This is a genomic window from Pseudomonas sp. RIT357, from assembly GCF_000632245.1.
GTDB classification, from domain to species: domain Bacteria; phylum Pseudomonadota; class Gammaproteobacteria; order Pseudomonadales; family Pseudomonadaceae; genus Aquipseudomonas; species Aquipseudomonas sivasensis.
In genome coordinates this window covers 84717-100365 of sequence record NZ_JFYX01000006.1, presented here as the reverse complement: position 1 = coordinate 100365, position 15649 = coordinate 84717, and the positions used below count along the sequence as shown (strand labels likewise).

Here is a 15649-nt window from a genome sequence, read left to right as displayed (position 1 = left end):
ACAGCTGATAAGCATTTGACTAGTGGCAATTTGAAATGTGTTAGAAAGTCGATTTTTACTCGAAGTAGGATAGACAATCCTACAGTTGGCGTGGAAAATACCAATTCGAGATCAGATTTTTCTGATATGCGATAGTGGCGCTTTGTATGGATGGCGGCGCTGGCTTTAACGCCGAAAACTAGCTCGAAAGTACTCTCGTTTTGTGAGGCGCTAATTTTTATTGCTATCGGAACTGATACTTAGATTTAGGGGATTTACGAAACGTGACTGTAGACAGGGTTTCAAAGGGTTTAGATTCCAATGACTTACCAATGGATGGTGTGGGCTTGGCTGCTATTGCTTCTGTCGCCGTATTATTATGCACGAGAGATGGTGAGCGCTTCCTTGAAGAGCAAATAGCTTCAATTTATCGTCAAACCCATAAGAACGTTAAAGTCTATGTTTCTGACGATGGATCGAGTGATGCTACGCAATCCATTGTTACAGCCGAAATTGAGCGCTTGGGGCATGAGTGTATTGAACTAACTGATGGTCCAGTAAAAGGGTTTGCTAGAAACTTTTTATCTGTCAGTTGTCGCGCCGACGTAAAAGCCGACTATTATGCATGGTGCGATCAGGACGATATTTGGAATGAGAATAAACTCCAGATCGCAGTAGAGTGGCTCGCCAGTGGTGATAGTTCCGTGCCGGCCCTTTATTGTTCACGCACGGAACTAATTGATGAGCATGGTCAAAGTATTGGCTTCTCCCCCTTCTTTTTAAAACCAGCAACTTTTAAGAACGCGCTCGTTCAAAATATTGCAGGTGGAAATACCATGGTTTTCAATCAGGCCTTGATGGATCTGATTCGTGAGGCAGGCGATAGTGTGCCCGTGGCATCTCACGATTGGTGGGCATACATGATTGTCAGCGGTTGTAATGGTCGAATTTATTATGATGAGACACCCACAGTACTTTATCGTCAGCACAGTTTGAACTGCATTGGTACCAATCGTGGGTTTCTTAACAATAGTAAGCGTGCAAAGGAACTGTGGCGCGGACGTTATCAGGGTTGGATTGATAACAATATTATTTCATTGCAGGTAATCAGTCATCGGTTTACAGCGGAAAACAGAACGACTCTTGAGCGTTTTACCAAGGCCAGAAAGAATAGATTATTAGCACGGTTTTGGGGTTTTATAGGCTCGGGAGTATATCGTCAGACGCTGTTGGGGAATCTTGGTTTGATAGTTGCGGTCATTATGCGTCGCGTATAAAAAAAGGCGGCGCGAACCTGTCGGTAAGCGCCTGATAGTTGCATGTTTATGTCAGAAGATGAAGTCGGTAGGGGAGAGGTCTTCTTTCTTTATATTGAGCAGCAAGATTGAGTCATCTTCGTTAAGCGTGATAAGCAGGTCGTCGCCCATCTGTACCGACGCATCCATGACTTCTTCGAAGGTCGCTACAATACCTGCAAGGTCAATTTTATCTTGCTCGCCGGCACTGCCTGAAAAGTCTCCAATGATAGTTTCTCCGCCGCCACTTCCTTTCCAGAAAATGAAAGTATCAGCGCCCGGGCCACCCCACAGAATATCGTTGCCGGCACCACCATCGAGAACATCATCGCCTGGGCCGCCAAAAAGCTCGTCATCTCCGTCATCGCCGTAGAGATAGTCATTTCCTTCCCTGCCTTCAATACGATCGTTGCCGCTTCCGCCAGCCAGCAAGTTATCGTGGTCATCGCCGAGGATGATGTCGTCGTAGGGGGAGCCCTGCGCACCGCGAATGTTGATCAGACGGTCGTTGCCACCGCCACCAGTCGCTCGTCCTGCCATCAGATCAATGAATACAGGGTTGTCGGGTTTGCTTGGGTCGATTGGGGACCAATAATCGACCATGTTCCGTTCGCCAATTCCAATGATGATATCGTCGCCATTGGTCGGGTTTGGCCGAGGAAGAAAGGCAGGATTGGAATGACGATGCAGGGGAGAAAGATAGGTGAGGTAAGGGGGCTCCACGGTTTCGATCTGGCCCGGCGTTGCCCTCCCAGGCTTCAATTCAAGAGTCTGTTCATCCGATGTGTTGCCTCCTAGATCTACCACTCTTGTTCTTTCATGATTGTCGGGGAGGTAATAAGGGATAAACGCGTTGGTAACCCGGTTGCCAGAGAAAGAGCCCGACTCAGATCGCTTGAACGTTATGCCCTGTTTAAAGTTGTTGACGGTGTTGTTACTGATGACAACATCTTGAATGCCATCGCCACCTACCCATATGCCGTAAGTTGACCTTGATCTGCTCTGCCAGGCGGGAGAGTCGCTGCTTATTTCGAGCTCGCGGTTAGCGACCTTGTTATTGTCCACAACGCTGCCTTCGCCATATCGGGAGAGTGAAATCCCTACGCCCTCACCTATATCCTGAATCCCTTGGCCTCTTACTTCCATGATGCTGTTGTTTTGAATTCGGATATCCTTTCCATAGGTTTCGATACCCATGGCGTATGCGTTTTCAATGGTAGTATCCCCGCCGATGTCTGAGATCACATTGTCGGAGATCACCGACTTCTCGCCCTCAACCCTAATTCCTCTGAATGTGCTAAAGCGAATATCCATACGGTTGACTAAGTGATTGCGCCCTTCCAACATTGAAGAGTGGGTGGCGAGGTCAGAAAACCCGGAAAGATAAACGCCGTACTGAAAGCCGCGAATAAACCCGTTTTTTATGGTGATGTTACTTTGGCCGAATGAAAAAATACCGAATCCGGTATTGTCACCTTCAGTGGGGCCATTGATTGTATGTTGATCAAGGTCGATGGTGACGTTGCTGGCAAGAATTTCAATGCCGTTGCGGTCGCTCTGTAGCGATCGTTCCAGCTTATAGTTTCCTGGCTTGCTAATGGTGTAGGGAACGCTTCCAATGAGGGTGGTAGAGTTGTCTGCCTCCTCGGACTGGGCAATCACTAGCGTTGGAGTAGTGAAGGCTATCATTACCGTAATAAATGCGAGGGTAGCGTTTTTTATATTGAGACGGAGCATTATTTAGTTCTTAAGATGTTGGGGGAAGTGCAGCTGTGGCATATGTAGTTTTTTTAGTATTTGTTTGTTTGCGATGGTCATATATTCTTTATGGGCTGGCCTGAAGAACATGTCTATGTTTTCTGCAGTGAGTGCGTGAATTAGATTAGGGGCTTGCAATAAACTCAACAGCGCTGATGCTGATGAAACGGAAATAATGCCGCACGTTTCGAGTACTTGACTTAGAAACTCAATAGGCAAGCAATCCAGGCTGTCAGGAAGTTTCTTTGCGTTATAGTTTTCAAGACGCCGTAATAACTGCGTGACGAAGACAGCAGGCGTGCCCGCATGCTTTTTAATGTAAATTGTCCCGCCCGGTAATACGTGCTCACTGCAGATCTGGACATACAATTCGAGCTCATCCGACTCGCTCGTCAATTTACTGCTCGTGAAGTTGCTGAGGATGAGCACCCAAGTAGGTTCTGTTTTCGACCTTGCACCAATTTCCTGTTCAAGCTGGAGTACAGGCGCGAAAAACTGCTTCAGCGTGGTGAGCGTCTGTACGAGGATTTCGGTAGGTATGATGGTGTGCTTAGGGTGGGGAAGGGTGCGGTCCAGGTCATCAAAATCGATCACGGTCAACGCCGTCTCTGCTGCAATCCATTCGGCGGCGATGTTGACGCGGGTGAACCAAAAAAAATGCTTCAGCCCGCGAAGGCTGATATCAAAAGTCGGCGCAGGGGGCTTTATATTTGGATAGAGAAAGCCAGGGGAGTCTCCATAACAAATATTTCGTTTTGCTGATAGAGCCTGCATGAATGCCTGCGCAGTATGTTCGGAGCTGGCATCGTGCGAGTAATAAAACGCGGCACATTCTCCAGGAGTGATGTTCAAATACTCCCTGAGCCACTCTGCACGTTTTGACAATTTTCGGTAAGCGGAGAGCGGTCCTTTACGTTCCTTCAGTGATGGCAGCACTCCGGTGATGAACGGGAAGCTTTTGAGTGCGGCATCAAAAAATTGCCGACTTTTTGAGTTCGGCGAGTGGTCCATCAGTTGATAGGACCACAGCACTAGAGTGGCCGGGGTTTCTCTTGCAATATTCCTGGATTCTCTATCGAAACGAAGCGCGCAGAGAGCATGTAAAAGTTGATGTGGAGACGAGATCAAAATGACCTCTTTCCCCGCGGATGCGGGGGAAAGAGTGTGTGCATTGTCCACGATCACTGACTAGCGCGCCTGACGGTTTACGGGCAAATCAACATCCCACGATAGGTGAGGCCGCACCATGCAGTTGGGCCATGCGTTGGGCCAGTTCCCACGAACTCCGGTGGGTTCACTGTCATCGGCAACCGTGAAGCTGATGACCGCCTGCTTCATGATCCGGTGATCGATTTCAGCGCCAGGCCACAGTTCGACATCGACACGATAGTCTCCAACATTGAGCAACGGCGACTTAACAGTGCAACGCTCGATATGTTGGCCCACGGCCCTGACATCCGTGCCGGTGTACAGGTTGTCCATGCTCACCAGTACATAATGGCCCGCCAAGTCCTTCAGGTGCAGGTGCACATTAATCGGCCATTTCGCCTCAAGAACCGTGAACTTGACTTCGATAACAAACTCTTCCTTCACGTCAAATTCGGGACTCGGATTGCCGTTTTGATCAAGAACCATGATCGAGTCGAGTCTTACGCAGTCGTCAAACAGCGGCGCGTTGGCCTCAGCCCACGTCACTGCCGGTGTCAGTTGAATGCCTGAGCGTATATAAGAGCGGGTGATGTCTGAGACACTTTGCGTAGAAATTTGTTTGTCTTCGACGCTTTTCGGCAGTTCGATTTTGCTGTCGTTAACAATGCGGCCGTGAGCCATATGTACGGCTCTATTGCAAATGCGGTTGACAGCATCCATGTCGTGGCTGACAAACAGCAGTGTGCGTCCCTGGTCGGCTACTTGAAGCATTTTTTCGGTGCAGCGTCTCTGAAACGCAGCATCACCTACCGCCAACACTTCATCGACGATGAGAATCTCGGATTCAAGGTGGGCCGCTACGGAAAAGGCGAGGCGCACATACATGCCTGAGGAATAGCGCTTCACCGGCGTGTCAATCAGTTCGCCGAGTTCCGAGAACTCGATAATTTCCTCGATACGACGGCTGATTTCCTGAGGTTTCATGCCCATGATCGAGCCGTTCAGGTAGATGTTTTCGCGGCCACTGAGATCGCCGTGAAATCCTGTTCCGATCTCCAGAAGGCTGATCAATCGTCCACGGAATCGAAAGCCGCCATGGGAGGGCGACGTGATTCTGGACAAGATCTTTAGCAGTGTACTTTTGCCACAACCGTTGGGACCGATAATACCGACTCGATCACCTTGCTTTATCTCCAGGTCCACGTCCTTCAGAGACCAGAAATGGTTGGGTGGCGCATCTTGGGTCTGCATGGCGTCGAGAATGGTGTGCGATTCGTGAGTGGTTTCCACCGGTTTCGCAGTTTTCGACTTTTGCAGCGGGTTAATCACTCGGCCGAGCATCCACCGAATACGCATATTGATCATTTCGGCGGCGGTAACGTTGGACTTGCCAATCCGATAAAGTTTGGAAACGTTCTCGCAACGAATAGCCCATGTCATAGGGTGTCTACCACATTTTTATCGAAGTGCTGGAATATAAACACGCCAACCGAGAAGCAAGTCACTGCAATGGCAATGAGCGTAAGCAGGGTGGATTGTGCGGGCCAGTGGCCGTGCATGGCGTCACGGTAACCGGTAATCACCAGCGAGAGTGGGTTGACTGCATACCAGGGTTTAGCCCAAGGCGGGACAGCCGAGACCGGGTAAATAGCAGGTGTTGAGTAATAAAAAAGTTGTAAGGCCAAGGGTACCAAGTGTTTTACGTCTCGATACTTGGCATTTAAAGGCGCGAGCATCAGGCCTATGCCCAGGCCTGTCATGAGTGTACAGGCCAGTAGCAACGGCATGATGAGCAGCAACTGAATTGTCCAAACGTCATAGATAATGGCGAAAGGCGTAATCAGCAACGTGTAGGCGATCAGGAAGTCAACGGCGGCGCCTACGGCGTAAGCCCCGCCAATGAGGAGGCGAGGGAAGTAGACTTTGGTGATCAGGCCTGCGTTGCCTTCAATCATCTGAACCGAGGGGTTGAGGACGTTCATGAAGGCGTACCAGGGTATGACCGCCACCAGGTAAAACATAATGGTGGGGAGCCCATCAGTTGGCACCTTGACCATGATGCCGAACACGATAACGAATACGCCAACGGTAATGAGTGGGGTCAGAACGACCCACCCCAATCCGAATATCGTTTGTGTGTAACGTCCCTTCAGATCCCGCTTGCAGAACACCCACAACAGTAATCGAAAATCCCATAGGGTTCTGATCAGTCCGCGAAGGTCGAAACGGCGGGAATTGTTGACAACCGTTTCCTTGAGCGGCGGGCGGATTTTTTCTTCGGTACTCATTAGGGTCAGGTTCTGGTTGAGGGGGTGGAGAGAGGCTGAGCGCTTGTCAGTTCGTCGAACAGCTTGATAATTCTCGCCATCGATTTACCGTCATGCAGGCCCCATTCATGAGCACATTCAATTTGATTGGCTCGTGCCTCGGCGTACGCTTCCTTGTTGTCAGTCAATTGCTCCAGACTCGATTGGAATACGCTGTAGCGGTTGGTCGTAATAAGGCCTTTCGCGTTATCGAAGTCGGTATAGCCGTAGTCATAGCAGTCGTAGTTGATGGCTGGAATTCCACATGCCGTGGCCCAGCGCAGCGTGGACGACACGCACGCGACAAACAGGTCGCACGCGGGAACGAGTTCAAGTGTGTCGATATCGGTCACCCGGTGATGCAGGCGATAGGGCCTGAGGACTTCACTCAAAAGCTCGGGGTCGGTGACGGGGTGTGGACGAATTATCACATTGAAATCAGTAAAGCGACTGACGCTTGCGAGGGCTTTTGCCCAGGCCTTGCAAAGTGACTTGTAGTCCTGGAACTCCATTGGGATGCTGCGTGAGCCATATTGGTCGGTGGGCCAGGCACAGACGAGCAAAGGCTTGGTAGGATCCAGACGCAGTCGTCGGAAAATGCGCTCGCGGGCGGTTTGCGACTCTCGTGCGGCATGCATAACGTCGTCGTATGCAGCCCCCGTCAAGCGCAACTGGTGCTCCGGGAATAGCATACGGCGATAGTAACGCTCCATTTCCGGGCTTTCGACGGCGATACAGGTGACGCTGCTGTTGTTAGGGATCCAAGGATGTTCCGGCGCAAAACCGAAGGCTTCCAGCAAAAATATGTGCTGACCGGGCAGGCGAAGGAGTTTCTTCGAGGCGTAGTAGTTGACCCAGTGTGGAAACAGAAACGCTGCAAGTTTGTTAAGGATATTCCTGTCCGCTTCGTACATCGGTTTGTCGGAAAGGCTTTCGACCATTTCTTTGGCCGTGCCTACGGCGAACGGGACGATCAGTGTTGGGACGTTATCTTTGTTGCAGATTTTCGTCAGCAGGGTATTCACCGATCCTGGGAATTCCTGACCGAAAACCACCATTGAAGGCTTGAGGACGTTGTACAACTGGCGCGCGTAGTTATACGGCTGGAAACTTTTGCTGTTGGCTTTTTCGGCGCGCTTTTGCTTGGAGCGAGTGGCGAAGTCATGCAGCTTGAAAAATGGACTGAGCACTGTCGTTAGAACAAGGCCGGCCCATGTAAATGCACGACCTTTGGGATTGGTCTTTTGCACCAAGGAGTGAGGTATGTAACCGTTTTCAAGCTCCTTCGCGATTTTTTCATACTTTATCGACAGTGGAGAGCGCTTCAGCGGGCGCCCTGGGTAATAAGCACCGAAGCCGTTCATGCGGCAAAACGCACGGTCAGGCTTGAGGTTGATATAGCCCGCTTGTACGAAAAGGAAGCTGACGTCGTAACCAGCCGTCTTGGCAGCTATTGCGACACGGCGAAGCTCGACGAACTCCCCGGCTTCGTTTACGACAAAAAGCACATTTTTGCCAGGGAGTGGAGAGCCCAATTTCATTCCTCACCTTTTGTTGCGTGCATCGTCCTGACATCTCCGTCGCTAAGCTAATGAAGTCGTTACGTGTTGGAAAAAATAGAGTAGGAATTCTTTCTCAAAAAGCACGGCTTGCAGGCCTTTGAGCGTTCCCGTCAACCTTATGCACAATTCGTTGTGCCGTCGAAGTCGGGTCACTCAGCGTGAGCGCCCGCTCGACCGCAACACTTTTTGGATGGATTGCTATCTATTTAGCATCCTTGATTGCCGCTGTGGCACGCAATTTAGCGCTCTTAGCCTTTTGGGCTGCGTCTTTCGCAACTTGCGACTGTGGAGCTGCTGCAGAGGCGGCCGATGCAAGCTCTACGTAGGCGTTAAGCCTCAGCATTGCCGACTCTGGCGAGGACTTGATTTCAGACAGCGCTTTTTCGGACGCTTGCATTGCAGCGACGGCAACGGTTTCCGGAGACTTCGCGGCCAGTTGTGCAGCGCCTTCAGGCGAGGACAGTGCGAGTTCAAGCGCCTGATTCTCAAGGGTTACTGCAGGGGCCGCTTTGGCTGGTCTGCCGAGAGCCTGCGCTTGTTTGTCGGAGGCTTGATCGCAGCCAGCAAGGCTGCCAGCGGTGGCGGTCAAAATAGTCAGAAGCAAAAGCATTTTTTTCATGGAAAATTCACTGTGCTGTTTGGCGTTAGTTTGCAGGCTGCCTTTCGGTTTTTTGCGCAGACCATTCGTGTTGTGCTCGTTCGAATTCTTCGATACGACCAATGTCGAGCCAGTACTCACGCAGGGGAAATGCCGCAGTGGCTCTTTTGGATGCGATCAAGTCCTCGAACATGGTGGGCATGTCGTAAAAGGTACCTTCGGGAATCTGGTCGAGCACCGAGGGTGAAATGGCGTAGATTCCGGCATTGACGTAAAAACTGTGTATCGGTTTTTCATCAATGCCGGTAATGGCTGAACCATCGACCTTCACAACCCCGTAGGGCACCTGAAAGTCGTACTCGCGTACTGTCATTGTGGCTTCGGCGTTGTGATCTTCATGAAACTGCAACAAGTCGTCGAAACGCGCATGAGTCAAGAGATCGCCATTCATCACCAGAATAGGGTGCTCGGGGCGTTTGGGCAGTAGCGACAAGGCGCCTGCCGTACCTAGTCGTTTGTTTTCTTCCAGGTAACGAATTCGCACACCCCATTTGCTGCCATCCCCAAAGTGGTTGCGTACCACTTCAGCGAGGTAGTTGACGGAGAGAAAGAAGTTGCGAAATCCTTGCTCGATGAAACTCTCCAGAATGCACTCCAATATGGGCTTTCCGGCAATCATCAGCATCGGTTTTGGGCAGTGCTCTGTCAGGGGGCGCAGGCGTTGTCCCAGGCCGCCAGCCATTAACACCACCCAGTTTGGGCGCTCAAGTATTCCCGTGAGGGCATCGAGCGTGGCTAAACCCACCACGCGCTGTTCATCATCCAGCAGCGGCAGATGGTGTAAAACACCTCGGCGCATCAGGTTCAATTGTTCGTTGCTGGAAGATGTTGCGTGAGCAGTCTGCGGCGCCTCGTTCATCACTTCGGCAACCGGCGTCTCCAGATGGACTTCCTTAAGGATTGCTCGGCGGACGTCACCGTCGCTGAGTAACCCGACCAGTTTTTCGTCATCATCCAACACCAGTGCCATTTGCATCCCGCAGGCGTCGATGCGAACAATCGCTTCGCGCAACGGAGTGTTGGGCGAGACTACGGTATCTCTCCAATCCTTCACTTTATCGACTTCCTAATCTGACTGGAGTGCCTCGGAGCAGAGCGTCCCTGTCTACTGTATCTATATTGCTCCGAATATTTTGAACAGCCGAACTGTAGCGCAGCCGCAGCTGTTAAACAGGGGCGCAATAAGCCTACACGACAGGTCTCGTAAGTCAACAAGAGTGATCAGTGTGCGGTTCACGCATGCGCAACGTAAGCCACTTATGCTGCTTTTTGTAGGAAGAGTGGCGAGGGATGTTTTTCGGCGCTCTTTGAGCTGGTATGATCAGCCAATCATTGCAGGGATGCATGCTCACCGATTTCTTGCGAGACGCTTTTCAGGCGGCTCGTGATTGATCCTGGCAAAGCTCCCTTGGCGTAAAGTAATGGGAGCCTCCCCCCTGTTTGATTTTTTACACCACCTCTGGTTTCGCTGCGTCGTAGGCTGCGCTGTGTCATGGTTGCTGCCGGATACTTGTTGGGCGACTAATGGCGCAAGCCGGGCTATTCAGTGCAAGATGTGCTCCCTCTGATGGCATTGCCTTGCGGGTTGCCAGCCAGGCTATCTCTATGCGGCTCGGTGCGGTGTGGTATGCGCGTGCTTTTGCACGTGTCGCAATTTTTGAAGCAGGATCCGTTTGTAGGACTCTTGCGTAACTGTTTTTTGTGTCTTGGGCTCTGGGGCTTCGGGACAAGTACGTTAAGGGTTGAACGATGACTACAGTTTTAGTGACCGGCGCGGATGGGTTCATTGGCTCGCATTTGACCGAGCTGCTCGTGCGTGAAGGTTATAATGTAAAGGCGCTGTCTCAGTATAACTCCTTCAACTATTGGGGTTGGCTCGAGGATGTCGATTGCCTGTCTCGTATTGAGGTGCTCAATGGTGATGTGCGTGACCCGCACTATTGCAAGCACATCACTAAAGGTGTCGACATCGTTTTTCACTTGGCTGCGCTGATTGCTATTCCTTATTCCTACGTCGCTCCAGACAGTTATGTAGATACTAATGTCAAAGGCACTTTGAATATTTGCCAGGCGGCATTGGAAAACGGCGTAAAGCGCATTATCCATACCTCGACCAGTGAGGTGTACGGCACTGCCCAGTATGTGCCTATCGATGAGAAGCACCCGCTTCAGGCGCAGTCGCCGTACAGCGCTTCAAAAATCGGCGCTGATGCAATGGCAATGAGCTTTTTCAATGCATTTGATCTGCCATTGACGATTGCGCGCCCATTTAACACCTACGGTCCTCGCCAGTCTGCTCGGGCGGTTATCCCCACCATCATCAGTCAGATTGCCGCCGGGCAGAAACAGATCAAGCTGGGTGATGTAACGCCGACTCGCGACTTCAACTACGTCGCCGATACGTGCCGTGGGTTCCTGGAATTGGCTCGTTGCGAGCAAGCCATCGGTGAAACGGTGAACATCGGTTCGAATTTTGAGATTTCGGTAGGTGATACGCTCAATCTTATTCGCGAGTTGATGAATAGCGATGTTGAGTTCCTGACGGATGACCAGCGCCTGCGTCCAGAGAAATCTGAAGTTTTCCGCTTGTGGTGTGATAACTCAAAGATCCACGCTCTTACCGGTTTTGAGCCTGAGTATTCGATTCGCCAAGGCCTGGAAAAAACGGTTGAGTGGTTCTCCCAGCCTCAAAATCTCAGCAAATATAAAGCCAATATTTATAACGTTTGAGGCTCGAAATGTTTGATGCCCTGGTTCGGTTTGTACGCGATCAATACGGAACAAATGAGTTCATTCCGTTGCATGCCCCGGTGTTCTCCGGTAACGAGAAAAAGTATGTAGCAGACACGATCGAATCGACCTTCGTCTCCAGCGTTGGTGCCTTTGTAGATCGTTTCGAGAAGGACATGCAGGTTTACACTGGCAGTGAGCGCGCCGTAGCTACCGTGAACGGTACCGCTGCGTTGCACATAGCTCTTTTGTTGGCGGGCGTTAAGCCGGGTGATCTGGTCATCACTCAGTCCCTGACATTTGTAGCTACATGCAATGCCATTGCCTATTGTGGCGCTCAACCTGTATTCGTTGATGTCGATCGTGAGACCTTGGGCCTTTCGCCGACAGCCCTGGATGCGTGGCTTGAGTCCGAAGCGTTTATCGACGCCGACGGCGTTTGCCGCTTGCGAAGTGACGACCGCGCACTCCGGGCCTGCTTACCAATGCATACATTTGGCCATCCCGTAGCGCTTGATGCGCTCATGGAGGTCTGTGCTCGTTGGGGGCTGGCGTTGGTGGAGGATGCGGCCGAGTCTCTAGGCAGTACTTATAAAGAGCGTCATACCGGCACATTCGGGTTGATTGGCACGCTCAGCTTCAATGGCAACAAGATCATTACCACTGGCGGTGGCGGTATGCTGCTGACCAACGAGGTACTGGGTGCCAAAGCCAAGCATCTTACGACCACTGCCAAACAGCCTCATGCCTACGAATATGTTCATGATGAAGTGGGCTACAACTACCGGTTGCCTAACCTTAATGCGGCCCTGGGTTGTGCGCAGTTGGAACAGTTGGATTCATTCCTCGTATCCAAGCGAAAGCTGGCAATGAATTACAAGCATGAGTTGGCACAAACCGACTTGCAGTTTTTTACCGAGCCGGCGCATGGCAAATCCAATTACTGGTTGAACGCGGTTATTTGCAATGACAGGACGCAGCGTGACGCGCTGCTGAAAGCAACCAACGACAGTGGTGTCATGACTCGGCCGATCTGGAAATTGATGAGCCATTTGCCCACTTACGAGCATTGCTTGAAGGGCGACCTGACTAACTCGCATTGGCTGGAGGCGCGTATCGTTAACCTGCCCAGCAGCGTGCCGCCTGCGGGTCGCTTATGACACGTCGCGTCGCCGTATTTACCGGGACTCGGGCTGAGTACGGCTTGCTGTACTGGCTGATGAAAGGCATTCAGGCCAGCGAGCTGCTTGAGCTGCAAACCATTGTCAGTTGCATGCACCTTTCTCCTGAGTTTGGAGAGACCTGGCGACAAATCGAGCACGATGGTTTTGCCATCGACGCCAAGGTCGAGATGCTTTTATCCTCCAATACCGACGTCGGCGTGGCCAAGTCGATGGGATTGGGTACGCTGGGATTTGCTGATGCCCTGGATCGGTTGCGCCCTGAGATGTTGGTGGTACTGGGTGACCGATTCGAGGCGCTGAGTATTGTTCAGGCGGCGTTGGTCATGCGCATTCCTGTCGTTCATTTGCACGGTGGGGAGCTGACGGAGGGCGCATATGATGATGCCATTCGCCATGCAATCACGAAAATGGCATACCTGCATTTCGTGGCGGCTGAGCCCTACCGGCAGCGTGTCATTCAGATGGGTGAAAGCCCCGAGCGGGTCTTTAATGTCGGAGCGGTTGGGCTTGATCACATTAAGCGCACGCCGCTTATGTCGGCACACGAATTAAGTGAGAGCCTTCAGTTTGATGTGGATGCACCGCTCATCCTGGTCACTTACCACCCGGTCACGGCGTTGACAGAGGATCCAGTTGAAAGCTTCAACGCCTTATTGCTGGCCCTGGAGGAATTCGCGGATTATCGCGTCATTCTGACCTACCCGAATGCCGATAACGGTGGTCGCGCGATCATTCCGTTGCTGGAGGATTTTGCTGGGCGTCATCCTGATCGGGTCCTGGCGATCCCTTCATTGGGTTTTCGTCGCTACCTCAGTGTCGTCGCACGCGCTTCAGCGGTTGTCGGCAACTCTTCCAGTGGGATCATCGAAGTACCGTCTTTTGGTGTGCCGACCGTCAATATTGGCATGCGTCAGGCCGGCCGGCTTTGCGCGGACTCGGTGTTGGCCTGCCCGCCCGATAAAGACGCCATCGTCGCGGCGCTTGCGTTGGCGCTGAGTGCGCCATTTGCGCAGTCTTGCAGGGAAACAACCAACCCGTATGGGCAGGGTGAAGTCGCCGAGGCTATTGTGGCCGTTCTTGAAACTTGTGACCTATTGAGTCACAAAACATTTCATGATTTGAGTTGACGTATGAAACTACCCAAAAAAGATGCGGTGTACGTTATTGCTGAAGCTGGTGTAAACCATAATGGTGAGCGCGAGTTGGCATTTGAACTGGTCGACCTGGCCGCGAGCGCTGGGGCAGATGCGGTAAAGTTCCAGACGTTCGATGCGCGCAAATTGGCATCTGCAAGTGCTCCCAAGGCCTTGTATCAGCAGGAAACGACCGACGCGGCTGAAAGCCAGTTGGCGATGCTGCAGAAGCTTGAACTGCCGCGCGCCTGGCACGCTGATTTGCAAAGCCATGCCAAAGCCCGTGGCATTGAGTTCATCAGCACTGCTTTTGATAGCGATAGCCTGGATTTTCTGTGTTCGCTGGATATTCCATTCTTCAAGGTTCCTTCGGGGGAGCTGACCAACGGACCGTTGCTTTGGCAGTTTGCCAGGACCGGGAAGGCACTCATTCTGTCGACGGGCATGGCGACACTGAGTGAGGTCGAGCAAGGTCTGGCTATCGTTGCGCACGCACTGTGTAATCAAACCGAACCGGCACATATGGATGAAGTTTGGCGGTGCTGGAGTGATGATGAGGCAAGAGGCCGATTGGCCGGCCATGTCACGCTGTTGCACTGTACTTCGCAATACCCTACGCCTATGGCGGAAGTTAACCTTCGGGCCATGGATACGCTGAAAGAAGCGTTCGGGCTTGAAGTCGGGTACTCGGACCATACGGAAGGATTACTGGTGCCCGTCGCCGCGGTCGCTCGTGGTGCGACCGTAATCGAAAAACATTTCACGCTGGATCGTTCCATGCCGGGCCCGGATCACAAGGCATCGCTGGAGCCCGCTGAGCTTGCTGACATGGTAAGGCAGATAAGGGCGCTGGAACTGGCCCTCGGGAAGCCGGGAAAATCGCCACAACCCAGTGAGTGGGATACCCGCAAGGCTGCTCGTCAGCAGGTAGTGGCGGCGCGCGAAATTACTTCGGGTCAGCGGTTCGCCCGCGCCGATCTGACCACGGCGCGCTCTGGCAGCGGCTTGCCTGCGACTGAGTTGTGGCAGCGAGTCGGAGCAGTGGCTTCGCGCAACTATCGCGCCGGTGAGATCATCGAATGAAGGAGTCTGGTCGCGACGTTTCCCTGCTTCCATTTGTCATTCTTGGCGCCGGGGGGCACGCGAAAGTGTTATTGGCGCTGCTTCAGTCGATGGGGGCGGTGGTGAAGGGGGTCTGCGATCCCGTTCTGGCGCAGAGTGGTATCGAGTTCTGGCGGGGTGTAAGGGTGTTGGGGGGTGACGAGGCGCTTAATGGGCTGGATCCTACCCAGGTGGCATTGGTCAATGGTCTGGGACAAGTTGTCGGCAGCGATCGCCGGATGAAGGTCTTTATGGAGCTGACCGCCAAGGGCTATACGTTTCCAGCACTTCTGCACTCGGCAGCATGGATCGACTCAACTGTAGTGCTGGAGGCGGGTGCCCAAGTCATGGCCGGGGCAGTGATTCAGCCCGATTCCGTCATAGGTGCCAACACGATCATAAATACCGGGGCCAGGGTCGATCACGACTGTATAATCGCAAGTCATGTTCACATCGCTCCCGGGGCTGTTTTATGCGGTGGAGTCAAGGTGGCGACTGGCGCATTTGTTGGCGCAGGTTCCACCACCCTGCAAGGCCTTAGTATTGGCGAGAGCGCCATCGTGGCGGCGGGAAGTACGTTGGTCAGGGACCTGCAAGCAGGGCATTTGGTGGTGAGTTCTCCAATGCGGATTCGTGAGTCGAAATTTAAAGTTGAGCCAAAATAATCATGAGCTCAGTTGACCAACTTCCTCTGGAAAAATGCGCTTGTCGGGCCCTTGGTCGCAACCCATGAAGTGGGCTGCGCAAGCATTGTGCGTCTGACGCATGCCAGTGGCGTTCAACAGTTTCCAGTT

The 15649-nt window shown here is 52.3% G+C and carries 13 protein-coding genes; 6 read left to right on the top strand and 7 right to left on the bottom strand.

Annotated elements, in window-relative coordinates; translation table 11 throughout:
- Positions 1–263: 263 nt before the first annotated feature.
- Complete coding sequence (locus tag BW43_RS28205) at positions 264–1256, top strand: glycosyltransferase family 2 protein (RefSeq protein ID WP_233897005.1); 993 nt, start codon at positions 264–266, stop codon at positions 1254–1256.
- Between the two features lie 51 nt (positions 1257–1307).
- On the opposite strand, the gene BW43_RS27940 is transcribed toward BW43_RS28205, so the two are convergent.
- The 7 genes from BW43_RS27940 to BW43_RS20665 form a co-directional block, all read right to left on the bottom strand.
- Positions 1308–3011 (bottom strand): right-handed parallel beta-helix repeat-containing protein, encoded by a 1704-nt coding sequence (locus BW43_RS27940; protein ID WP_050442812.1) that lies wholly within the window; start codon positions 3009–3011, stop codon positions 1308–1310.
- A gap of 3 nt (positions 3012–3014) precedes the next feature.
- Complete coding sequence (locus BW43_RS20645; protein ID WP_155989946.1) at positions 3015–4217, bottom strand: hypothetical protein; 1203 nt, start codon at positions 4215–4217, stop codon at positions 3015–3017.
- Between the two features lie 3 nt (positions 4218–4220).
- The gene (locus BW43_RS20650; protein WP_032885380.1) at positions 4221–5621 is read right to left on the bottom strand and encodes an ABC transporter ATP-binding protein; all 1401 of its coding nucleotides are present in this window, start codon (positions 5619–5621) and stop codon (positions 4221–4223) included.
- A complete protein-coding gene (locus BW43_RS20655; protein ID WP_032885379.1) occupies positions 5618–6469 on the bottom strand; it encodes an ABC transporter permease in 852 nt (283 codons plus the stop codon). The genes BW43_RS20650 and BW43_RS20655 overlap by 4 nt, the downstream gene beginning before the upstream one ends.
- 5 nt (positions 6470–6474) lie before the next feature.
- Positions 6475–8028, bottom strand: coding sequence for a hypothetical protein (locus BW43_RS20660; protein ID WP_032885378.1), 1554 nt, complete (start codon positions 8026–8028; stop codon positions 6475–6477).
- 223 nt (positions 8029–8251) lie between these two features.
- Positions 8252–8668, bottom strand: a complete 417-nt coding sequence (locus BW43_RS0127320) for a hypothetical protein (protein WP_032885377.1) — start codon at positions 8666–8668, stop codon at positions 8252–8254.
- 25 nt (positions 8669–8693) lie between these two features.
- Positions 8694–9761: a nucleotidyltransferase family protein gene (locus BW43_RS20665; RefSeq protein WP_032885376.1), complete on the bottom strand. Its 1068-nt coding sequence runs from the start codon at positions 9759–9761 to the stop codon at positions 8694–8696.
- 695 nt (positions 9762–10456) lie between these two features.
- Between BW43_RS20665 and BW43_RS20670 the strand changes: the two genes are divergently transcribed.
- The 5 genes from BW43_RS20670 to BW43_RS20690 are packed head-to-tail and all read left to right on the top strand — an operon-like array spanning position 10457 to position 15520.
- Complete coding sequence (locus tag BW43_RS20670; RefSeq protein WP_032885375.1) at positions 10457–11437, top strand: NAD-dependent 4,6-dehydratase LegB; 981 nt, start codon at positions 10457–10459, stop codon at positions 11435–11437.
- Positions 11438–11445: 8 nt separating this feature from the next.
- Positions 11446–12597 (top strand): LegC family aminotransferase, encoded by a 1152-nt coding sequence (locus BW43_RS20675; protein ID WP_032885374.1) that lies wholly within the window; start codon positions 11446–11448, stop codon positions 12595–12597.
- Positions 12594–13748 carry a UDP-N-acetylglucosamine 2-epimerase gene (gene neuC / locus BW43_RS20680; RefSeq protein ID WP_032885373.1) on the top strand — a complete coding sequence of 385 codons (1155 nt, stop codon included), beginning with the start codon at positions 12594–12596 and terminating at the stop codon, positions 13746–13748. Before BW43_RS20675 ends, neuC begins: the two co-directional genes overlap by 4 nt.
- Before the next feature lie 3 nt (positions 13749–13751).
- Positions 13752–14837 carry an N-acetylneuraminate synthase gene (neuB, locus tag BW43_RS20685; RefSeq protein ID WP_032885372.1) on the top strand — a complete coding sequence of 362 codons (1086 nt, stop codon included), beginning with the start codon at positions 13752–13754 and terminating at the stop codon, positions 14835–14837.
- A complete protein-coding gene (locus BW43_RS20690) occupies positions 14834–15520 on the top strand; it encodes an acetyltransferase (RefSeq protein ID WP_032885371.1) in 687 nt (228 codons plus the stop codon). Before neuB ends, BW43_RS20690 begins: the two co-directional genes overlap by 4 nt.
- Positions 15521–15649: the final 129 nt, after the last annotated feature.

Bases quoted from the DNA above. Each gene is read 5' to 3' on its own strand.
- BW43_RS27940 (WP_050442812.1), bottom strand. From the start codon at position 3,011: ATGCTCCGTCTCAATATAAAAAACGCTACCCTCGCATTTATTACGGTA.
- BW43_RS20650 (WP_032885380.1), bottom strand. From the start codon at position 5,621: ATGACATGGGCTATTCGTTGCGAGAACGTTTCCAAACTTTATCGGATT.
- BW43_RS20655 (WP_032885379.1), bottom strand. From the start codon at position 6,469: ATGAGTACCGAAGAAAAAATCCGCCCGCCGCTCAAGGAAACGGTTGTC.
- BW43_RS20660 (WP_032885378.1), bottom strand. From the start codon at position 8,028: ATGAAATTGGGCTCTCCACTCCCTGGCAAAAATGTGCTTTTTGTCGTA.
- BW43_RS0127320 (WP_032885377.1), bottom strand. From the start codon at position 8,668: ATGAAAAAAATGCTTTTGCTTCTGACTATTTTGACCGCCACCGCTGGC.
- BW43_RS20670 (WP_032885375.1), top strand. From the start codon at position 10,457: ATGACTACAGTTTTAGTGACCGGCGCGGATGGGTTCATTGGCTCGCAT.
- BW43_RS20675 (WP_032885374.1), top strand. From the start codon at position 11,446: ATGTTTGATGCCCTGGTTCGGTTTGTACGCGATCAATACGGAACAAAT.
- neuC (WP_032885373.1), top strand. From the start codon at position 12,594: ATGACACGTCGCGTCGCCGTATTTACCGGGACTCGGGCTGAGTACGGC.
- neuB (WP_032885372.1), top strand. From the start codon at position 13,752: ATGAAACTACCCAAAAAAGATGCGGTGTACGTTATTGCTGAAGCTGGT.
- BW43_RS20690 (WP_032885371.1), top strand. From the start codon at position 14,834: ATGAAGGAGTCTGGTCGCGACGTTTCCCTGCTTCCATTTGTCATTCTT.